The following is an 18,637-nucleotide window of genomic DNA, read 5'->3' on the forward strand; positions in this document are numbered from 1 at the left end:
ATTACAGTTTTCCGCTGAGTTGTTGCAGCATCATTTCAATTCTTTGGGCTTCCTGAGTTTTCCCCTGACTGGTAAATAACTCTTTAGCTTTTTGCAAACTAGCGATCGCCTCATTTTTTTGTCCTTTTTCTGCCAACCCAATTGCTAAAACATAATGGGATGGAGCAAAATCCGGCTTGAGATTAATCGCATCTCTTGATAAAGCGATCGCCTCATCTATTTTCTTCTCTTTTCCTAAAGCGAAAGCCAACTTCAACTGAGTATCTAACTGCGGATCGGTTTGTCCCTTAGCTTTAAAAAGATCCTTAGCTTTGCGTAAATTAGCGATCGCTTCACTATTATTTCCTTGAACCGTTGCTACTTCCGCCAATATCAAATAAGCCGGAGCAAAATCAGGCTTTAACTTTAACACTTCTTTAGCTTGGGCACTAGCTTCAGTGTATTTTTTTTGCCGTCCCAAAACCATCGCCAACTGCATTTGTGTTGCTGCTAATTGGTCATTTTGCTTTTGTTTTTTAAATAAATCCCTCGCCTTTTGTAAACTAGTTATAGCTTCCTGCGGTCTATTCTGTTGTAAAGCAACTTCCGCTAACAAAATATGAGCCGGAGCAAAATCTGGTTTGATAGCAATAGCTTGCTTAATTTGAGTACTAGCCTCATCAAACTTGCCTTGTTTTCCTAACAAACTAGCCAACTGAACTTGCACACCCGCAGCTTGTTCTGTTTGCCCTTGTTTCTTCCATAAATCCTGAGCTTTTTTCAAACTTTCTATAGCTAGATCGGGCTTACCCTGTTCCGATAAAGCTGCGGCTAATATCATGTGAGCAGGTGCTAAATCTGGCTTGAGACGAATAGCTGTTTGTGATTGTGCGATCGACTCATCAAACTTTTTTTGTTGACCCAAAGCCATCGCCAACTTCATCACTGTTTCCACATCATCAGACTTCAAACGCAAAGCTTCCCGATATTGAGAACTCGCTTCTTCCAACTTACCCTGACGCTGCAACAGCACCCCCAAATTAGCATGAACTTCTGGATTTTTTGGATCTAATTCAATAGACTTCCGCCAAAATTCTTCCGCACTTTTCACATCCCCTTGTTGAACACTAGCAATTCCTTTTTGATACCAATCAGCCGCACTTCCCGGCGCAGGTGTCGCAGCTGTTGTAGTTGGTTGCTCAATATTAGTTGATTGACCAATAGTTGATTGACCAATATTAGTTGGATTACTGGGTTGGCTAATCCCAGCCAAACTTTCTAAAGCTGAAGTAGCATTACTTGTAGCTGGACTAGCTTGAATAGTACTAGGCGTATTCTCCGCAGCCGGAACAGTACTCGGAACAGGTGTTGTAGCAGCTGAAGTAGTAGGTTGCTGAGTTGAGGTTCCATTCGTTGTATTTGTAGAGTTCGACGGCGAAGAAGAACAACCAAAAGCCGCAAACCCAAAACAAAGTACAGTAATCAGCAACAGGTGAATAGACTTGTGTTTTTCAGACATTCTTAAACAAAGGTGTTAACTAGTAGCTCTTAGCCTAGTTTAAGCGTTCAAGTCAAATTCAGGCAGAAGGGGGAGGTAGGGAGGTGGGGAGGTGGGGAGGTGGGGAGAGTTTTGAATTGTAGGGGCGGGTAAGAGCAGGTAAATTTATACTCACAACAGAAAACTTAACAACAAAACCCACCAACACAGAGTTTTGAGTTAATAAACTTCCCCATCTCCCCACCTCTCCCTTTCAGCGCCATTTCAGGAAACTTGGCAACCAAAAAGGTTCTTTAGGAGGAGTAGGCTGAGGGTAGCCACCGCGTAATAATGTCCAAGTGATGCTATTAACGATGCCGTTATCTTTTAATTTATGTTTTTGTTGAAAGTCCTTAATCGCTAATTTAGTCTTCCGGTCAAATATTCCGGTTCGGCTGACTTCATAACCGTTGACTTGCAACAATCCTTGTAATTCATAGACATCATTGCCAGTGTAACCTAGTCTGAGGACACGAGTTCCTGGCTGTACAGTGGATTTTAATGCCGCCCAGGTTTGTGGCCCAACTACGCCATTAATTCTTAAGCCGTGTTTTTTTTGAAATGACCGGACAGCTGCTTCTGTAAGACTACCGAAGTCTCCGTCAATAATTCTAATCGTGTAACCGTGAGCGCGTAACAGCCCTTGCAACTCCGCTACTACAGGGCCAGAATCCCAAGGATGGATTTCTTTCCCTGTAAACGCCGCATCACAGGCGGTATCTGTAATTTTCTGATTCAAAGTCATTGTAGTCACCTCCGCCGTAGGTTTTACTTCATGTTTTTTGAGCAGCACAAGGCTGTAAAGTATGATATTCCGTTGTGTTGTTAAAGTTTTGCTTGGGAAAAGTCTCTATCTCTAGAGAGAAAACGGCTACTTTTCTCTATATTTACTCTAGTAGTTTTACTAAGCAAATACCAGCTTTAAGAATGAAAATTTTGGCAGCTAAGACAAAAGACAGCCGCATTATCTGCTGCTGTCGGCACGATCGCCATCTTTAAACCGTTTATTGTGCATTATCTCAAGATGGCTTGATGTTCTGATTAAGTCGGAAAAGATTACCTGGATCGTACTTGGTTTTAATTGCAACTAAGCGATCGTAGTTATCGCGATAAGTTGCCTGAATTCGTTCCTGCCCTTCGTCCATCATAAAATTCACATAGGTTTTACCTGCTCAGGCAAGCTAGGGGAAATAGGAGATATTCTAGGAAGAATAGTTTCCAGATAAATTGATAGAATTTGGCGATCGCCATCTTATCTTGTAAATCTACTTTTCTACTCTGCCACCAAAGTAATCCGAGTGCGAACAGATGAGTGATGACTAAGAATTTTGTGTTAATTGAAGGTAGCCACAAAATTCCAGCAATTACTATCCCTAAGTAGCAGGTTGTTAGTAACCAGAGGGAGAGGTTAAAGACGGTTTTTTGTCCTAGTTGAATGGTGAAGGTGGTAATGTTGTATTGTTTGTCGCCTTCGAGGTCGGGGATGTCTTTGAAGATGGCGATCGCTACCGTAAACACTAAAATAAATAAGGTTAATGCCCAAACTTCTGGGGTGATTTCTTGATTAGCTTTTAACACCCAACGAAAATGCAAGAATAGTCCTAAGTTGACGATCGCTCCTCTAACTGTAAAAATACAAATCGCTGCCCAAAAAGGAAACCGCTTTAAGCGAATTGGTGGTAAGGAATAAGCTGTACCAATGGCTAAACTAATTCCCACCATTCCCAGGAGAAATGGCCCCATTAATCCAGCGATTAATATTGCTAATATTGCTGAAATGCTGATAATTAATATAGCTTGCTTTCGCGTAAATTCTCCTGATGCTAAAGGTAAGTGTGGTTTATTAATTTTGTCGATTTCTACATCTTCTAATTGATTTAACCCGACGATGTAAATATTGCCGCCAAGACAAGCAACCCAAGCGCCTAGTAATTGCCAGATTAGGGATAAGTTAATGTTATGATTTACGGAGGCGATCGCCATTAAATACAGCCCAACTACACTGCAAGTAGTCCCAATGACAGTGTGAGGTCGGGAAAATTTCCAATAGGGATAAAACCAAGGTTTTTCCGACTGTGTGCTTGTGGAATCAATCGCAACATTAGAAAATGAGTAAGCTTTTTGCCAAGTTTCTTTCATAATCTGCTCAATCAGGTTTCCCGCTTGATTTTAATCTAAATTATAATTAAAAAATAACTTCTAAGCGAGGTTTTAATTCAGAATTAATTCTGTTAAAATATAAGTTTTTAAGTAAGTAAATTTCAATTAACTAAAAGTTTGTTATAGATGACCGATCCATCCTAACCCGCCTTCCCAAGGGGGTAAATTTTAGTTTAAGTCCCCCTTTTGTAAGGGGGATTTAGGGAGATCTCCTCAAGGAAAGGTTTGAGGTTAAAGTTTATTTGTTGCCACAGAGTAAGCCGAATCTAATCAATCCGCGTTCATATCCCCGCTGCATTAATCCCAAGGACATTGCACCTTGAATAGTACTCCAACCGGAAAGTATTAAGCCAATTATGGCTTCTAAATTAAATACTGAATCAATGACAACATTCCAAAAAGGGGCGACAGCTTTTGACCAATCTGCGGTGTAAATGTTTTGGAAAGATAGGTTTTTGGCGATCGCTTCATATTCTGGCAAAGAAATCACAAAAGGTAAACAATAAACTCGATAAATTTCCGCCAAATGTTGTTGTTCATCAGCTGTTAAAGGCTGATTCGGTGACATAGTTGGACGATGACACCAAGTAGCCATTAAAAAAGTTCCACCTGGTTTTAAAACCCGATAACATTCCCGTAAAAATTGCTCTTTATCTGCCATGTGTTCGCCACTTTCCATTGACCAAACAAAGTCAAAAGAATCATCGGCAAAAGGCATTTGCAAAGCATCAGCAACCAAAAACTCGGTTTTTTCACTCATTCCGGCTGTCGCCGCCCGTTCTTTCGCCCTCGCCGCCTGAACCGGACTCAGGGTGATTCCTGTAGCCTTAGCATTGTATTTTTGCGCCAAATATAACGAACTACCGCCAATTCCGCAACCAACATCCAGAATTTTCTCCGCTTGCTGGATTCCCGACCATTTCAGGAGTTCTTCAATTAAATCAATTTGCGCCTGACGACGTTCCTTTTTGATGTTTCCTTCGGAACCATAGTAACCGTGGTGCATGTGTTCGCCCCACACTTTTTCCCAAAGTCCAGAAGAAGCGTCGTAAAATTCCTGAATTCGTTGATTGAGGCTAGATGACATAGAAAATTTCTCTGTGTTAAGTTCTGTAACATTAAAAATTAGCCTAACAGAGGAGGTCAAGAAATGCAGAAAGAAGGGAAAATTTCCGAAAGTTAGCATTTCTGTGTTAACTAGGTAGAGAAAAAAGTACTCACAAAGCAGTAAGCTGCAAAAAGACTACTAAGTAAACACTCCATGACCATATCTAGAACGATTTGTTTAGGTTTTATCGCTGTCATCACGGTTGGAACTCTCTTATTAATGATGCCTTTTTCGACTAGTAGTGGGAATTGGAACGATCCCATTGTGGCATTGTTTACAGCTACTTCTGCGGTTTGTGTGACTGGGTTAGCTGTGGAAGATACAGGAACTTATTTTTCTTTTTGGGGACAGTTGTTTTTATTAACCTTAATCCAAATTGGCGGATTGGGTTATATGACAACGACAACTTTTTTAATTTTGTTGGTCGGACGAAGGTTTGATTTACGACATAAAATGGCAATTCAACAAGCAATGGATCGCCCCGGATTGCAGGAAACGCCCCAATTAATTCGTTCAATTATCGCGACTACGATAATTTTTGAGATTACAGGAGTTTTCTTGTTAATGCCTGTATTTAGTCGCGATTATAGTTCAGGTCAAGCTTTGTGGTTGTCAGTTTTTCATAGTGTCAATTCTTGGAATAATGCGGGTTTTAGTTTATTTAGTGACAGTTTTGTGGGCTATCAAACTTCGGTTTGGTTAGTTTTGGTAGTGACGACATTGATTATTTTTGGCGGAATTGGTTATCAGGTAATTTTTGAGCTTTATTTGTGGTTGCGCGATCGCCTCCAAGGTAAAAAAGTCTGTCTTAGATTCTCTTTAAATTTTAAAGTTGCTTTGAGTACAACGATCGTACTTTTAGCATTTGGTACAGTTGCGTTCTTTTTTATCGAATGGAAAAATCCAGAAACTTTTGGTTCTCTGAATTTCGGGCATAAATTGCTTAATGCTTGGTTTCAATCAGTAACTCCCCGAACTGCCGGATTTAATACTATTGATATTGGGAAAATGACTACAGCCGGGTTATTTTTAACTATTGCGCTGATGTTTATTGGTGCTAGTCCGGGAGGTACGGGCGGGGGAATCAAAACTACAACTGTGCGCGTTCTCGCCAGTGCCACAAAATCGATTTTACAAGGTCAAGAAGAGGTTATTTTGTATCAACGCGAGGTAGCAATTACCTTAATTTTAAAAGCGATCGGTGTGCTGATCGGTTCAGTTGCTACAGTGATCCTTTCCACAATTTTAATTTCCCTCAGCGATCCCGAAATAAATTTTATCGCCATTCTGTTTGAAGTTGTTTCCGCTTTTGCTACTGTCGGTCTTTCTACAGGAATTACTGCTAAACTCTCGATCGTTGCCAAGGTAGTTTTAATTTTTACTATGTACATCGGTCGGGTAGGAGTTTTACTATTTATGGCAGCGATTTTAGGAGATTACCGCCCTACTTCAGTTCGTTATCCAGAAGAAACTCTTTTAGTGGGATAATGTTTCTATTGTCAATACATTAGTTACCCTAAAAAGTAATAGTCACCAATTCAAATTCACCATAACTTATGAGTCTTTCATCTTTGAATTTTTTTCGCAGTTTACGAAAGGGAAATAACCAGTTTGCGGTAATTGGTTTAGGTCGTTTCGGTAGGGCTGTCTGCTCGACTTTGTATAAAATGGGATACGAAGTAATGGGAACAGATAGAGATGAAAAAAGAGTATCGCAAGCATTAACCGATCAGCTACTTTCTCATGCGGTACAGCTAGATTCTACTGAGGCTTCCGCACTCAAGGAATCGGGAATTTATGAGTTTGATACGGTAATAGTGGCGATCGGGAATTACTTGGAAGAAAGCATCATCACCACGCTAAATTTAAAGGAAGCTGGTGTTCCTCATGTGGTAGCGAAAGCTTCTTCTGAGGTTCATGTAAAATTATTAAAACGAGTTGGTGCAGATCATGTAGTTTATCCCGAACATGAAGCTGGACGGGATTTAGCTCGAAGTTTAACTAAACCAAACATCATCGAAAGATTTGATTTAGATCGGGAAAATAGTATTGTAGAGTTGATTATTCCCGATGTGTTTCATGGCAAAACTATTGCAGAATTACAAATGCGGAATCGTTACGGGGTGAATATGTTAGCTGTCAGTTATGATGGCAAGTTTGAAATTAATCCTAACCCCAACAAGCGACTAGAAAAGGGTTCAGCAATGGTAGTGATTGGTTCTAATAAAGATATCAATCGCCTACCAATTTAACTGAAGTTTTGCTCACAAAGTTGGAGTTTTATTTCTTCTGAGCTTCCAATCTTTGCTTAATTTGATTGATTAATTGGGTAAGTTCTGCGGCTTTCGCATTGTTACCTTGGTCTTCATAAATTTCTCTAGCTTCTCTCAGAGGTGATAGCGCATCTTCTAAGTTACCTTCTCGGTACAACAGCATACCTAAATTGTAATGAGCGATGGGATCTTTTGGCTGACGACGAATTGCTTCTTGGTAAGCGACGATCGCTTCGCCGAAGCGATCTTGTTTGACTAAAAGATTCCCTAAACTATTCTGTGCTGTAACTAATTTAGGATCGAGATCGGTGGCTTTTTCGTAAGCTTCTATGGCTGCATCAAAGTTTCCTTGTTGTTCTAAAGCGATCGCTAAATTCAACCAAGCATTAACCTTTTTCGGACTAAGTGCGATCGCTTGGCGATAAGCGTCTATTGCGCCATTTAACTGTTTTTGTTCATACAATGCTACGCCCATATTGTAATAAGCATTAGGATTACGGGGATTAATGGCAATAGAGCGTTGGTAAGCTACGATCGCGTCATCTAGTCTATCTTGGCGATACAAAGCTATGCCTAAATTGTAATGTGATTCTGCTAAAGAAGGATCTAATTGAATTGCTCTGGAATATTCGGCGATCGCTTCCACATTCCGCCCTCTTCCTAACAAGACATTGCCCATATAATGATAAGCCATCGCAATACTAGGGTCACGTTCTATCGCTTTTTCAAAAGCCGAAAAAGCAGCGGCAAAATTTCCCTGATTATAATTGTTAACTCCTTGTTGAAAATAACCAGCTGCTTCTAAATCTTGAGTATAAACACCTTGAACCAGCTGTTTAGTTCTTGGTGAACTCACACCGGATTCAGCAACAGCAAGCGGTGTGAAGAGCGCCGCGGTAACAACAACGAGTAGATGACTATAAAAGATTTGTTTCAACATATTCACGCGATCGAAAAATGATAGTTTAGTGTAGACAAAATTGGTGAATTTTGAGTTAACTATAGCGTTTCTCAAAGTTCCCTGTTTCCTGTTCCCTTTAATTCATTCTAGCTTCAGGTAAAATCAACATCGCATCACCAAAAGAGTAAAAGCGGTAATTTTTGGCGATCGCATCTTCATACAAAGATAACAACCGTTTCCGTCCCAACAAAGCACTAACCAGCATCATTAAACTAGAGCGAGGTAAATGAAAATTAGTAATCAAACCCTCCACCACCCGCCAATTATAACCGGGATAAATAAACAAATTGGTTTGCCCACAAAAAGGCTTTAATTCCCCATTTTGCGCTGCTCCTTCTAAAGAACGTACCGCTGTCGTTCCTACCGCAATAATTCTACCTCCTTTAGCTTTAGTCTCCTGAATTTTTGCCACTGTAGCCTCTGGGATTTCCACCCATTCCCCGTGCATTTGGTGTTCGGTAATCTTTTCCACTTCCACAGGACGAAAAGTACCTACTCCAATATGTAACGTCACAAAAGTTTGTTCAATTCCTTTGGCGCTTAATTTCGCCAATAAATCCGGCGTAAAATGTAACCCAGCTGTTGGGGCTGCTACCGATCCCGGAGTCTGTGCATAAACAGTTTGATACTGCTCGGGAAGAGATTGCGAATCTTTAATATAAGGAGGTAAAGGTACATAACCAAACCGATCTAAAAGCGGAATCAAAGATTTTTTTTCCGGTAAACTAAATTGCAAAATTCGTCCACCTGTAGCCTCATCCTTGGCTAAAATTTTTGCACTTAAAATTAAATCTGGTTGGCTTTCTGAAGAATTTTTTGCTTGAAAATGAATTTCGGCTCCAGGTAGTAAGCGTCTACCTGGTTTTACTAAAGCTAACCAACAATTATGTTTTTGTTCCTCTAAAAGTAAAACTTCTACAGGTGCTCCCGTAGATTTACGTCCGTAAAGTCTCGCAGGAATTACACGGGTGTTATTCATCACTAGTAAATCTCCCGGCTGAAGCAATTCCAACAAATCACGAAACACGCGATGGCTGTGCTGTGTAGGAGAGTTAACTACCAACAAGCGGGCGCTGTCTCTCGGTGTTACTGGATTTTGGGCGATGCGTTCATCAGGAAGTTGATAGTCGTAAGCAGACAATAACAGGTCTTCCTGACTTTCCTCAACAGGACTGAAAGATAAAAGGGATGGAGATTGTGGCTGATTCATGCTTGATTTAGTTCAGATATAGTTATTAATTTAACTCGGTTAAATCACTTTTCTTTTACATACTGGAAAAAATTTTGAAATTTTTCCAGTATTATGAGATATTGATGATATATCATCAGCAAATTTATTTTGCTCCTAATTAAACAACTTTCATGCAGACTGAGAGTAATAATTGCCGTATATTTGTAGTTTTGTAAAGTTTTAATTCTACCTTGCGATAGTTGATTTTATTATCTTAATAAAGCCACAAATATTAGTACATAGTTGGGTAAAACTACCCAACTATGTTTGGGGGATTTACCCTACTATAAATTCTGTTTTTTAGTGACAATATATGGTGTAGCATTTGCTTTGCCCCCAAGCACACCTTATGGATTACCTGTACTTCTTAGCTAACGCCAGTCTGACCCAAAGAGTAGTTGATTTCTTACACAAAAATAACCAACTTCCCCTTTACTCTGTAACCGTTCTACACCAAATTGACGGCTGGGTAATAAAAGTAAAAATGAGTAAGGCGCTAGACTCTTATCTAGACGGCAATTTTAGAGCTTATCTCAGTGAATTAGGCATTCCCTACCAACCTGAAGTGCGTGTGAAGATGGCACTTTGGAGTTTGGATGCAGGCGAACCACCTATTGAAGTAATGCGCCGCTACCAAGTAGCGATCGTGTCTCATGGTAGACCAGACAAAGAAGAAATTGAGACATTCCGTAAGCAATTCGTCAATGGGTTAGGATATTGCCCAGAAACTTTGGCTTAACCCCTAATATTTTCCATAATTTGTCATCAGTCATCAGTTAAAGATTGAATTCTAGAATATACGACTTTTGATAGATGACAAATTAGAAATCAAAGTTTAGTGCTGACTCAAGATAGTGTTGCAAAAAGAGTTGGTATTCCGCAAAAAATACAGTTGGCTGTTGTAGAAAGTCATCTGTATTTTTTAGGGGGCTAAAGCCGGAATAATTAGTAGTAACACTACAATTAGAATTGGTTTGTTGAGATAGATTATTTTTTACCCTTTGGCAAGTTACTAAAGCTACATCAAATCGACAAATTTTATCGGCAAAATTCCCTGAAGCTAAAAATAATTGTGCTGTTTGCCAAAGTTTAGCTTGTTTTTGGGGAGTAATAGATAACAAACCATCGCTATCCCAATTTCCGCGACTGCGAGTTTTAACTTCCACAAATAGTAATAAATTGGGCTGTTTTTCGGCGATGATGTCTAACTCTCCCCAACGACAGCGCCAGCGACGATGCAGAACCTTCCCACCTTGCTCCTGCAACCATTGTGCAACTAGCTCTTCTCCTAATGCACCGAAATCGGGATAATTAGATACTGAACGATTCGCCATTAATTTTAAGCAGCATGAATTTTCGACTAGACAAGCGGATTTCCAGATTATTACTTAGTTTATGCCTCTGGGTAGTAATTTGCTTAGTAACTTTTCTGGGAGCTTCCACCCCAGTTTTAGCTTTGGATTATACCAACGAAGCTTTGGTTGGCGCAGATTTCTCTAATCGAGAGTTAACTGATTCTAACTTTACTAAAGCCAATCTCCGCAGTAGCGACTTTAACCACGCAAATTTGCGGGGAGTTAGTCTTTATGGGGCTAGTTTCTTATATGCTAATTTGGAAGGTGCCGATCTTTCTTACTCGACGATCGCCACTGCTCGTTTTACCAAAGCTAATTTGAAGGATGCAATTTTAGAAGGTGCTTTTGCTTTCAATGCAAAGTTTGATGGAGCCAATATTGAAGGTGCTGATTTCACTGATGTTTTATTTCGGGACGATCAGCTAGAACTACTTTGTGAAATGGCTACGGGTACTAATCCTGTTACCGGACGTGATACTCGGGAAACTTTAATGTGTCCTTAAAGTTGTAATAAATCGGAGATGGAAACTTGGCATTGTTGCTCTAATTCCATACTCCGTTGCTTATAATGCAGAAATTCTTGGTAATATTTTTTCTGAATTTCTGGATCGGTAGAACAGTCGGTTTTTTCTAAGAGTACTAAAAATTGACGTGATTGTTTTTCACACATAATTTGTTCCATGCGTGCGATCGCTGCTTTGATTAGTTCCCCGGCTCTTTCCAAGTCTTTCTCTGCCATTTCATCTAAAATAAATAGCCGGGAAGCTTGCGCCATTTCTTGAGGAAATTCCACTGCTTTATCATGCAGTTTGGAAATGAGATTTTCCGCAGTTAAATTAATATCCATTTCCCTGACTTGTTGCCACAAAAACCGATGATGGGAAAAGCTAAATTCTAGTTCATGGGTTTCTAAGCGATCGATAATGTCTTGCCGATATTCGGGACAGTGAATATAAAGGCGTAATAATAAAGCTTCAGCGATTTTTAAAAGGTCATCTCGTTGGGTTGTAACTATTTTTTCTGCGCCATTAGTTTGCTTTTTAACAATGCTAAGTTGGGGTTTTGCTTGAGGATAATTACCCTGAACCATTCGCGTTACTAATAAGGGCATTTGTACTGATTTATTATCGCGCCATACTGCTTTCCAATGTTGAATAATTTTGCTGAGAAGATTTTCAGAAATTAAGGGAATTTGCCGAGAATCGCCTTTACTCAAACGTTCGGCGCATTGATTAACATAGTGAGTTAGCTGATTATCGTCAATAATACTACTAAGGATTTTCACTATTTCTTCAGCGACTTGCTGATATTGATTAGCCTGTCTGAGGTCTTTACCTGCTAATAATTGTTCAACTTGCCAATCTAACCATAAAGGTGCATCAGTTAATAAATTTTGGTATTTTTCAACTGAATAGGTTTTTAAATATTCGTCGGCATCTTTGCCATTGGGAAGGTTGAGAATGCGGAGTTGAATTTCTCCCCGATAAGCTAAGTTAGCGATTTCGGAAATTGCTCTTTGTGCTGCGGTATTCCCAGCTTTGTCAGCGTCAAAATTTAAAACTAATTCTTTGGATTCGTTGTAACGTAAAAGTAGTTTCACTTGGTCTAAACTTAAAGCAGTTCCCAAAGAAGCAACGGCGTTAGTAATTCCCGCGGCGTGGAGTGCGATCGCATCGAAATACCCTTCCACTACCACGGCTAAATCTTGTTTAGAAATAGCATCTTTCGCCCGATCCAAAGCAAAGAGAGTTTTACCTTTATTAAATAGTGGAGTTTCGGGAGAGTTGAGATATTTTGGTTGTTCGTCGGTGAGAGTTCTGCCACCAAAACCGATAACTCTACCTTGAATATCGTGAATGGGAATGATTAGGCGATCGCGAAAATAATCATAATAGCTAATTTGCGATTCCTTGCGCCGACGAATTAATCCGGCTTGTTCTACCAATTGAACCGAAAACTTCTTTTGTTCTACCAAGTATCGATAAAGAGTTTCCCATCCCGCAGGTGCATAACCTAACTGAAACTTTTGGATTGTTTCATCATTTAATTGCCGTTCCGATCGCAAATATTCTAAAGCTGCTTTTCCTGAAGGTTGATGTAAAGCGTGTTGATAAAACGCCGCTGTTACTGCAAGAATTTCAAATAATTGCTCTCTTAAAGTTAGTTGGCGTTGCAGTTCTTGACGTTGTTCCGGTTCCAATGTTTGCACTGGTATGGAATAGCGTCGCGCCAAATTTAGCACCACATCAGCAAAAGATTGCTTTTCCAATTCCATGAGAAAAGTAATTACATTTCCCCCAGCTTGACAACCGAAGCAATAATACATTTGCTTGTGGGGACTAACGCTAAAACTGGGAGATTTTTCGTCATGAAATGGACATAAACCTTGGAAATCTTTGCCACGTTTGCGTAAAACAACTTTTTCCGAGATGATTTCGACGATATCAGCCCGTTGTTTCACTTGTTCGATCGTGTCTGGATGCAGGCGAGGAATTTGCATCGGTGGGGTTGATCTAGTGGCTGCTGAAGATCGCAGTAGCGATCGAGGCTCAAAGTTCTATTATAAATCATCATGTTTAATGAATATTTAACTTTTTCTCAGTTGAATTACTTAAGTAGTACTACTGTAATAGTTAATAATTGTCTCAAAAGTAACTGAAAGTTGGGAAAATATACTATATCTTTAAGCAAACATAGATAATCTTGTGGTTGCCAGAGTAAAAATTGAGGAAAACTTTCCCGAAAGCAGATGTTAGTAGGTGTATCTATATTTAGACAATTTAAACAGGTTGAGAATCGATCGGTAAAAGTAGGGAAAAGTCTCAACCTGACATTCAGTAATCCTATCTATCCGATCGCTTCCGATTCCAGAAAGTTCTGGCGAGAGGAATCTGATATTTATACTCTGGTAACTGCCGTCTAATTTCCCTGTTGTATCAAACTAAAAAATTTGCGAGGTTAAATTATGGAATTCCTAGCTTATATTTACATGACTTTGGCTCAAAAACCAGAATTAGAAAAAACTGCCTCTGTTAGAGATTCAGAGAAGAAAGAAAGCCAACAAAATCTTCAATACGTAGCTTTCGGATTATAGTACAGCATTTTTGGAAGATGATTCCCGGAATTGGAAAATATTTCCGGGAATCAATCATTTTGGATTAGTAATAAGTAGTTTAGGATAGCTTAAGCTGACTTGAAAAAGCGAATAATTTCCCGGACATGATCGAGAAATTGTCCATCGGTGGAAAGTTGAGCGATCGCTTGTTCTGCTTCTCGCGATAACCTGTTATGTTCAGCTAAATTAGTAGCTTTTAATTCTTCCAAATTAGCAGCAATGCGGTTTAAATCATGGCGTGTTGCTTCCCATTGTCTTTGTTGTTTAGCTACCCAAGAATCGGGATGTTCTGGATTTAAATTTTCCTCAATTCTTTGCACAGTCGTTTTTAATTCGTTAAAACTATTCCGCAATTCTAAAATATCTTCACGGGGATATTTGACTTGTTGGCGAATCATGGTTAATCTGGCGGCTAAATATTGATAAGCGCGAATTGCAGGACGTAAAATTGTCAATAATAAAGCAGCAGCAGAACCTAAATAACCGATCGCACTAATCCCCAAAACTGCTAAAGTATAAAAGCCGATCGCTGAAATTAGATGTAGAGTAATGGCGAGAAAGAGCGATCGCTTAGCCACAACTTGAGCATAATTAACTTGTTTTTGCTCAATTTTAATTCCCTTTTCCGCTGAATCTGCTGCTTCGGAAATTACTTCTTTAGCTTCAAAATGGATATTCCAAGGAATAGTAACAATTGCTAATAACCATTCAAAAATAGCTACAGCAATTACCCAATCAAGAAAACTCCCTGTAGGAATTTGTAACCATTTTAAAATCCCAAAAACTAACAATACTGAAAAAACTATGCCAACATTAATACTGATGACACTATAATACATTTCAGTCACCTAAAAAAATGGTTTATTGCCTCGATTTTGGCTAATTATAAAAATAATAATCGTTGGGATGTGACGGTTTTAGAGGTTTCACATTCAATTTGGGTGAGGCGATAATGTTACATATCGCTTTGCGATCGCACTAACACACCTAAATTTATTTGTAGGGGCAGGTTTAGCAGATATATCTAGGGTAAAACAGATAACCTATAAACAAAACCTGCTCCGATTTATGCCACCAATAATTATCATATCTATTACCATTTGGATGGATTATTAGGATGTAATTGATCCAATTCCCAGGAAAGAGGATTATTCATAATATATTGGCGAATACACTCTAAAGATTCTTCATTACGAATGATATGTTCGTAATAATTGCGCTGCCATACAGGTACACCAGAGGTACGACGCATTTGATTAATCCGACGCGCAGAAAATGTTTTGAATCCCCGCAGAATTTCTGGTAATTTTTTAGGTTGGTTTTGTGGTTGTAACATTGGGGAGGGCGGGTTTTGTTGGGAAGTTATCTGTTTTTTGCCAGAGATATCTGCTAAACCCGCCCCTACAAAATTTTGTCCAGAATTGTAATTGATTAATACGATAATGCCATGCAGATGATTGGGCATGATGACAAATTCATCTAATTCTAAATGATCGTGATGTTTGGGCAAATTATGCCAATGTAATTTCACAGTTTCTCCCCAAGAATTTAACTGCATTTCGCCATTAACAATTTCACCGAATAAACATTCCCGTTGCCATGTACAAATTGTGATAAAATATGCACCAGCCTGAGAATAATCGTATCCTTGCAGGCGAATCGAACGACGATGATGTTTAGCTGGGTCGTATTTCATAGGTTGGTGTTATTTCAGTTGTCATTTATCGGTTGTGTTTGTAATTAATCCAAAATATCTACTCCCATAATTTATCAACTTGTCGCCGCAAATTTAAGAATTTTCATCGGAAATTCATTGAGTCAATATAATTTGCCAAAATAACGATTCTGTGGGCTAATTTGGCTTGATATTTATCGGATTTTGCGGAAACTTTTAAATAGAAAATTAAGAGAATTATATAGTTAAAGTGATTTAACTGAAGATCGTATCGCAGCTAAGTATTTTCACTAAAAAATCGGGAAGGGCGGGTTTTGATTTCTATCTTATTTCTGGGTATTTAAAGCTTTTGGCTAAACCCGCCCCTACATTGGTATTGATTGTTGTTTTTGTGTCCGGTTAATTGTGAAATATGCGGGTTGAAAAAAGTACGTTGTTGTGATGTATTTGTAGGGGCAGGTTTAGCAGATATATCTGGGGTAAAACAGATAACCTATAAACAAAACCTGCCCCGATTTATGCCACCAACAAGAAAATTAATACTTCCTTTCTTGGGGTTCAAACATGGTGATGCTTACAGGTTTATACTGGATATCAACGCCAGCAGGAGAATAGTAAGCTAAGGTATGTTTGAGGAAGTTGCTATCATCTCTTTCGGGAAAATCTTCGCGATAATGAGCACCGCGACTTTCTTGACGGTTTAAGGCAGATGATAAGATTAATTCTCCCACAATCATCAAGCTCCGAAGTTCGATCGCTTCCATAATTTCCGTATTCCAAACTGTCCCTTTATCGTCAAGATAAATATTGTCGTATTGTGCTTTTAACTGTTGCAATTGGTTTAATCCTTCTTGCATCAATTCCGAAGTGCGAAATACGCCACAATATTGAGTCATGCAATCTTGGAAAGTTTGGCGTAATTTGCCAATTCTGATTTCTCCCTTTTGCTCAAAAAGCGATTGAATTTGTTGTTTTGCTTGGGCTAAATATGGTCTTTCGTCGAGTTCGGGGAGTTTCCGATTTTGGACGTATTGTGCGATCGCCGCCCCAGTTCTTCTGCCATATACAACACATTCTAATAACGAATTACTTCCTAAACGATTCGCACCATGAACGGAAACACAAGCAGCTTCACCCGCAGCAAAGAAACCTTCTACCAAACTATCAGCACTACTGCGAACTTGACCATCAGTATTAACCGGAATTCCACCCATTGAATAATGTGCAGTGGGACGCACAGGCATCGGTTTTTCTACAGCATCAATTCCTAATAATCGATGTGCTTCTTCCCAAGCAAAAGGAATGCGACTCATGATTTTTTCCCTTCCCATGTGTCGCAAATCCAAGAAGACAAAAGGCCCTCCGCAGCTACCATCAGGATGGATACCTCTAAGAGCACGAATTTCCAAACCGATCGCTCTTGAGGTAATATCACGAGGAGCGAGTTCCATTCTGCTAGGGGCGTAGGTTGCCATGAAGCGATCGCCATTACAATTAATTAAATAAGCACCCTCGCCTCGCACTGCTTCTGAAATTAACACACCTACCGGATACAAACCAGTCGGGTGAAACTGGACAAACTCCATATCTTCCAACGGAACACCCGCCAAAGCAGACATTGCCAAACCATCACCCGTCGAGGCATAGTCATTAGAAGTAGTATTAAAAGCCCGACCATAACCACCAGTAGCAAACATAATAGCTTTAGCACGGGCAACTTGCATCTCGCCATCCCGAATGCGGTACATGACAACGCCTTTCGCCTGTCCTTCCTCCAAAATTAACCGCATCACATACCATTCGTCATAAATATGCACCCCGTAGCGACGGAGGTTATTAACTAATTCATGTAAAATTGCATGACCTGTTTTATCAGCAGCGTAACAGGTGCGACGATGGGAATGTCCGCCAAAAGCACGTTGGGCGATGCGACCATCAGGCAACCGCGAGAATAACACGCCCATGTGTTCCAAGTCAATCAGCACATCTGGCGCTTCACGAGTGAGAAGTTCTACCGCATCTTGGTCTGCTAAATAATCGGAACCTTTGACAGTATCAAAAGCATGAGCTTTCCAGGTATCCTCCAAGTCTACATTATTCAGAGTTGCAGCGATACCCCCTTGAGCAGCGACAGAGTGAGAACGAATCGGGTGAGTTTTAGCGATTACAGCTACATTTAATTTTGGATCGGTCCGGGCAATTTCCACAGCGGCGCGACACCCAGCTAATCCCCCACCAATAATAATGACATCGTGTTCTAACATTCTCAGTTTTAAATTCAAATTTCCTCTTTATCTATGGTTACTCACAAAAAAAATTCCCTACAAAATGCAGGGAAATTCTTTATAGATTGTTATTGCTAATGGGTAATGGCACTTTTTCCCAGTCCCCAATCCCCAATCCCCAATCCCCTTGATCAAGTAGCTTCAGCAGTTTTCGGTTTAGGTATATTTACCGGACTAGTGCGTGTACTTTCTGTGGCATCGATCGGTTTAAATTCAATGTGATTTAATAGAGTCGTGACGAAAGCAAAAAGTAAGAAAGGCAGAGACAGAACTACAATTAATCCCACAGCAGCTAAAGCATAAATTTGCCGACTAGTGCTCCATAATGCCAAAGCAGAAGCTAAAGAGAGGAAAATTACAATTAACCAAACTACTATTTGACCGTAAATATCGCCAAAGGTAAGAGTGCAAACCATCCGATACTTTTGTATCTCATTCGCCATGATCTGATCCTCGTAATATTGCTATAAATTTCTACATTAAAGTTTGGATTAGAGTTTGGTTTATTTTTCAATATTTTTTTAAATATTTGCAATATAACTTTACAACTTGTTGGGATTTGTCAGGAAATAAAATTAATTCAAGTAGGCAAACGTAACAATTATTACTGAAGATTAAGGAGATGATTTACCTAAAAATGTCGGATGAATGCCCCCGTTACAACTACGTTGTAACGGGGGATGAAATCCGACCAGCCCGCCTCAGAAGCGGAGCAACGTTTAATTCTACCATTCATGGGTAAAGTGTGTTAAGCTGAAGCTAATCCAAGGTCGAGGATAAACAAATGTTAGTTGTAGAAGCCAAGCTAAAGGGCGGCACTCCCGAACAATACCAAAAGCTAGAAGAAGCCATCAGAACGGCGCAATTTGTCAGGAACAAATGCGTCAGATATTGGATGGAGAACAAAGGAACTACAAGAAATGACTTGCAGAAAGTTTGCGCTGTTTTAGCAAAAGAC

Annotated in this window: 18 protein-coding genes and 2 pseudogenes; 7 read left to right on the forward strand and 13 right to left on the reverse strand. The window is 39.7% G+C overall.

Going from position 1 to position 18,637, the window contains the following annotated elements; genetic code table 11:
• Position 1: 1 nt before the first annotated feature.
• From ACE1B6_RS06505 to ACE1B6_RS06525, 5 genes and pseudogenes are all read right to left on the reverse strand, one after another.
• Positions 2–1,498: a tetratricopeptide repeat protein gene (locus tag ACE1B6_RS06505; RefSeq protein ID WP_413256433.1), complete on the reverse strand. Its 1,497-nt coding sequence runs from the start codon at positions 1,496–1,498 to the stop codon at positions 2–4.
• A gap of 232 nt (positions 1,499–1,730) precedes the next feature.
• Positions 1,731–2,261, reverse strand: a complete 531-nt coding sequence (locus ACE1B6_RS06510; protein ID WP_413256434.1) for a peptidoglycan-binding domain-containing protein — start codon at positions 2,259–2,261, stop codon at positions 1,731–1,733.
• Positions 2,262–2,535: 274 nt separating this feature from the next.
• A pseudogene (locus ACE1B6_RS06515) lies at positions 2,536–2,688 on the reverse strand (BBE domain-containing protein); the annotation flags it as partial.
• Complete coding sequence (locus tag ACE1B6_RS06520; protein WP_413256436.1) at positions 2,681–3,655, reverse strand: homogentisate phytyltransferase; 975 nt, start codon at positions 3,653–3,655, stop codon at positions 2,681–2,683. The gene ACE1B6_RS06520 and the pseudogene ACE1B6_RS06515, both read right to left, overlap by 8 nt.
• Positions 3,656–3,914: 259 nt before the next feature.
• Complete coding sequence (locus ACE1B6_RS06525) at positions 3,915–4,763, reverse strand: methyltransferase domain-containing protein (RefSeq protein WP_413256437.1); 849 nt, start codon at positions 4,761–4,763, stop codon at positions 3,915–3,917.
• 174 nt (positions 4,764–4,937) lie between these two features.
• Here ACE1B6_RS06525 and ACE1B6_RS06530 point away from each other — a divergent pair, with 174 nt between their 5' ends.
• Positions 4,938–6,272 carry a TrkH family potassium uptake protein gene (locus ACE1B6_RS06530; protein WP_413256438.1) on the forward strand — a complete coding sequence of 445 codons (1,335 nt, stop codon included), beginning with the start codon at positions 4,938–4,940 and terminating at the stop codon, positions 6,270–6,272.
• A gap of 68 nt (positions 6,273–6,340) precedes the next feature.
• Positions 6,341–7,036: a potassium channel family protein gene (locus tag ACE1B6_RS06535; RefSeq protein WP_413256439.1), complete on the forward strand. Its 696-nt coding sequence runs from the start codon at positions 6,341–6,343 to the stop codon at positions 7,034–7,036.
• A 28-nt stretch (positions 7,037–7,064) separates the two neighbouring features.
• Here the strand turns inward: ACE1B6_RS06535 and ACE1B6_RS06540 are convergent, their stop codons facing one another.
• Both ACE1B6_RS06540 and queA read right to left on the reverse strand, forming a co-directional pair.
• Entirely contained in the window at positions 7,065–8,072 is a 1,008-nt protein-coding gene (locus ACE1B6_RS06540) for a tetratricopeptide repeat protein (RefSeq protein ID WP_413256440.1), read from the reverse strand.
• Between the two features lie 22 nt (positions 8,073–8,094).
• Positions 8,095–9,228, reverse strand: a complete 1,134-nt coding sequence (gene queA, locus ACE1B6_RS06545) for a tRNA preQ1(34) S-adenosylmethionine ribosyltransferase-isomerase QueA (RefSeq protein ID WP_413256441.1) — start codon at positions 9,226–9,228, stop codon at positions 8,095–8,097.
• A gap of 370 nt (positions 9,229–9,598) precedes the next feature.
• On the opposite strand from queA, the gene ACE1B6_RS06550 reads away from it, so the two are divergent.
• The gene (locus ACE1B6_RS06550; protein WP_413256442.1) at positions 9,599–9,988 is read left to right on the forward strand and encodes a hypothetical protein; all 390 of its coding nucleotides are present in this window, start codon (positions 9,599–9,601) and stop codon (positions 9,986–9,988) included.
• A gap of 82 nt (positions 9,989–10,070) precedes the next feature.
• Here ACE1B6_RS06550 and ACE1B6_RS06555 read toward each other — a convergent pair whose 3' ends face one another.
• Entirely contained in the window at positions 10,071–10,583 is a 513-nt protein-coding gene (locus ACE1B6_RS06555; RefSeq protein WP_413256443.1) for a YraN family protein, read from the reverse strand.
• Between the two features lie 14 nt (positions 10,584–10,597).
• Here ACE1B6_RS06555 and ACE1B6_RS06560 point away from each other — a divergent pair, with 14 nt between their 5' ends.
• Positions 10,598–11,107, forward strand: coding sequence for a pentapeptide repeat-containing protein (locus ACE1B6_RS06560; RefSeq protein ID WP_413256444.1), 510 nt, complete (start codon positions 10,598–10,600; stop codon positions 11,105–11,107).
• Here the strand turns inward: ACE1B6_RS06560 and dnaG are convergent.
• Positions 11,104–13,104, reverse strand: coding sequence for a DNA primase (gene dnaG, locus ACE1B6_RS06565; protein WP_413256445.1), 2,001 nt, complete (start codon positions 13,102–13,104; stop codon positions 11,104–11,106). The two genes, ACE1B6_RS06560 and dnaG, sit on opposite strands and share 4 nt — an antisense overlap.
• 249 nt (positions 13,105–13,353) lie before the next feature.
• Here dnaG and ACE1B6_RS06570 point away from each other — a divergent pair, with 249 nt between their 5' ends.
• Positions 13,354–13,527 (forward strand): hypothetical protein, encoded by a 174-nt coding sequence (locus ACE1B6_RS06570; RefSeq protein ID WP_413256446.1) that lies wholly within the window; start codon positions 13,354–13,356, stop codon positions 13,525–13,527.
• Between the two features lie 42 nt (positions 13,528–13,569).
• Entirely contained in the window at positions 13,570–13,698 is a 129-nt protein-coding gene (locus ACE1B6_RS06575; protein ID WP_413256447.1) for a hypothetical protein, read from the forward strand.
• Positions 13,699–13,787: 89 nt separating this feature from the next.
• On the opposite strand, the gene ACE1B6_RS06580 is transcribed toward ACE1B6_RS06575, so the two are convergent.
• The 4 genes from ACE1B6_RS06580 to ACE1B6_RS06595 all read right to left on the reverse strand — a co-directional run bounded on the left by ACE1B6_RS06580 (position 13,788) and on the right by ACE1B6_RS06595 (position 18,122).
• Entirely contained in the window at positions 13,788–14,558 is a 771-nt protein-coding gene (locus tag ACE1B6_RS06580; RefSeq protein WP_413256448.1) for a hypothetical protein, read from the reverse strand.
• Between the two features lie 254 nt (positions 14,559–14,812).
• The gene (locus tag ACE1B6_RS06585; protein ID WP_413256449.1) at positions 14,813–15,415 is read right to left on the reverse strand and encodes a transposase; all 603 of its coding nucleotides are present in this window, start codon (positions 15,413–15,415) and stop codon (positions 14,813–14,815) included.
• A 515-nt stretch (positions 15,416–15,930) separates the two neighbouring features.
• A complete protein-coding gene (locus ACE1B6_RS06590) occupies positions 15,931–17,658 on the reverse strand; it encodes a succinate dehydrogenase/fumarate reductase flavoprotein subunit (RefSeq protein WP_413256450.1) in 1,728 nt (575 codons plus the stop codon).
• Positions 17,659–17,810: 152 nt separating this feature from the next.
• Positions 17,811–18,122 (reverse strand): hypothetical protein, encoded by a 312-nt coding sequence (locus ACE1B6_RS06595; RefSeq protein ID WP_413256451.1) that lies wholly within the window; start codon positions 18,120–18,122, stop codon positions 17,811–17,813.
• Between the two features lie 341 nt (positions 18,123–18,463).
• Here ACE1B6_RS06595 and ACE1B6_RS30045 point away from each other — a divergent pair.
• Positions 18,464–18,637: pseudogene (locus ACE1B6_RS30045) on the forward strand (RNA-guided endonuclease TnpB family protein); the annotation flags it as partial.

The sequence above is a fragment of the Floridaenema fluviatile BLCC-F154 genome, from assembly GCF_041929135.1.
Classification (GTDB): domain Bacteria; phylum Cyanobacteriota; class Cyanobacteriia; order Cyanobacteriales; family Aerosakkonemataceae; genus Floridanema; species Floridanema fluviatile.

Excerpts from the sequence above, each read along its gene's own strand:
- ACE1B6_RS06570 (WP_413256446.1), top strand. The coding sequence starts at position 13,354 with ATGTTAGTAGGTGTATCTATATTTAGACAATTTAAACAGGTTGAGAAT.
- ACE1B6_RS06530 (WP_413256438.1), top strand. The coding sequence starts at position 4,938 with ATGACCATATCTAGAACGATTTGTTTAGGTTTTATCGCTGTCATCACG.
- ACE1B6_RS06580 (WP_413256448.1), bottom strand. The coding sequence starts at position 14,558 with ATGTATTATAGTGTCATCAGTATTAATGTTGGCATAGTTTTTTCAGTA.
- ACE1B6_RS06555 (WP_413256443.1), bottom strand. The coding sequence starts at position 10,583 with ATGGCGAATCGTTCAGTATCTAATTATCCCGATTTCGGTGCATTAGGA.
- ACE1B6_RS06520 (WP_413256436.1), bottom strand. The coding sequence starts at position 3,655 with ATGAAAGAAACTTGGCAAAAAGCTTACTCATTTTCTAATGTTGCGATT.
- ACE1B6_RS06535 (WP_413256439.1), top strand. The coding sequence starts at position 6,341 with ATGAGTCTTTCATCTTTGAATTTTTTTCGCAGTTTACGAAAGGGAAAT.
- ACE1B6_RS06585 (WP_413256449.1), bottom strand. The coding sequence starts at position 15,415 with ATGAAATACGACCCAGCTAAACATCATCGTCGTTCGATTCGCCTGCAA.
- ACE1B6_RS06510 (WP_413256434.1), bottom strand. The coding sequence starts at position 2,261 with ATGACTTTGAATCAGAAAATTACAGATACCGCCTGTGATGCGGCGTTT.
- queA (WP_413256441.1), bottom strand. The coding sequence starts at position 9,228 with ATGAATCAGCCACAATCTCCATCCCTTTTATCTTTCAGTCCTGTTGAG.
- ACE1B6_RS06590 (WP_413256450.1), bottom strand. The coding sequence starts at position 17,658 with ATGTTAGAACACGATGTCATTATTATTGGTGGGGGATTAGCTGGGTGT.
- ACE1B6_RS06575 (WP_413256447.1), top strand. The coding sequence starts at position 13,570 with ATGGAATTCCTAGCTTATATTTACATGACTTTGGCTCAAAAACCAGAA.
- ACE1B6_RS06560 (WP_413256444.1), top strand. The coding sequence starts at position 10,598 with ATGAATTTTCGACTAGACAAGCGGATTTCCAGATTATTACTTAGTTTA.
- ACE1B6_RS06525 (WP_413256437.1), bottom strand. The coding sequence starts at position 4,763 with ATGTCATCTAGCCTCAATCAACGAATTCAGGAATTTTACGACGCTTCT.
- dnaG (WP_413256445.1), bottom strand. The coding sequence starts at position 13,104 with ATGCAAATTCCTCGCCTGCATCCAGACACGATCGAACAAGTGAAACAA.
- ACE1B6_RS06550 (WP_413256442.1), top strand. The coding sequence starts at position 9,599 with ATGGATTACCTGTACTTCTTAGCTAACGCCAGTCTGACCCAAAGAGTA.
- ACE1B6_RS06505 (WP_413256433.1), bottom strand. The coding sequence starts at position 1,498 with ATGTCTGAAAAACACAAGTCTATTCACCTGTTGCTGATTACTGTACTT.
- ACE1B6_RS06595 (WP_413256451.1), bottom strand. The coding sequence starts at position 18,122 with ATGGCGAATGAGATACAAAAGTATCGGATGGTTTGCACTCTTACCTTT.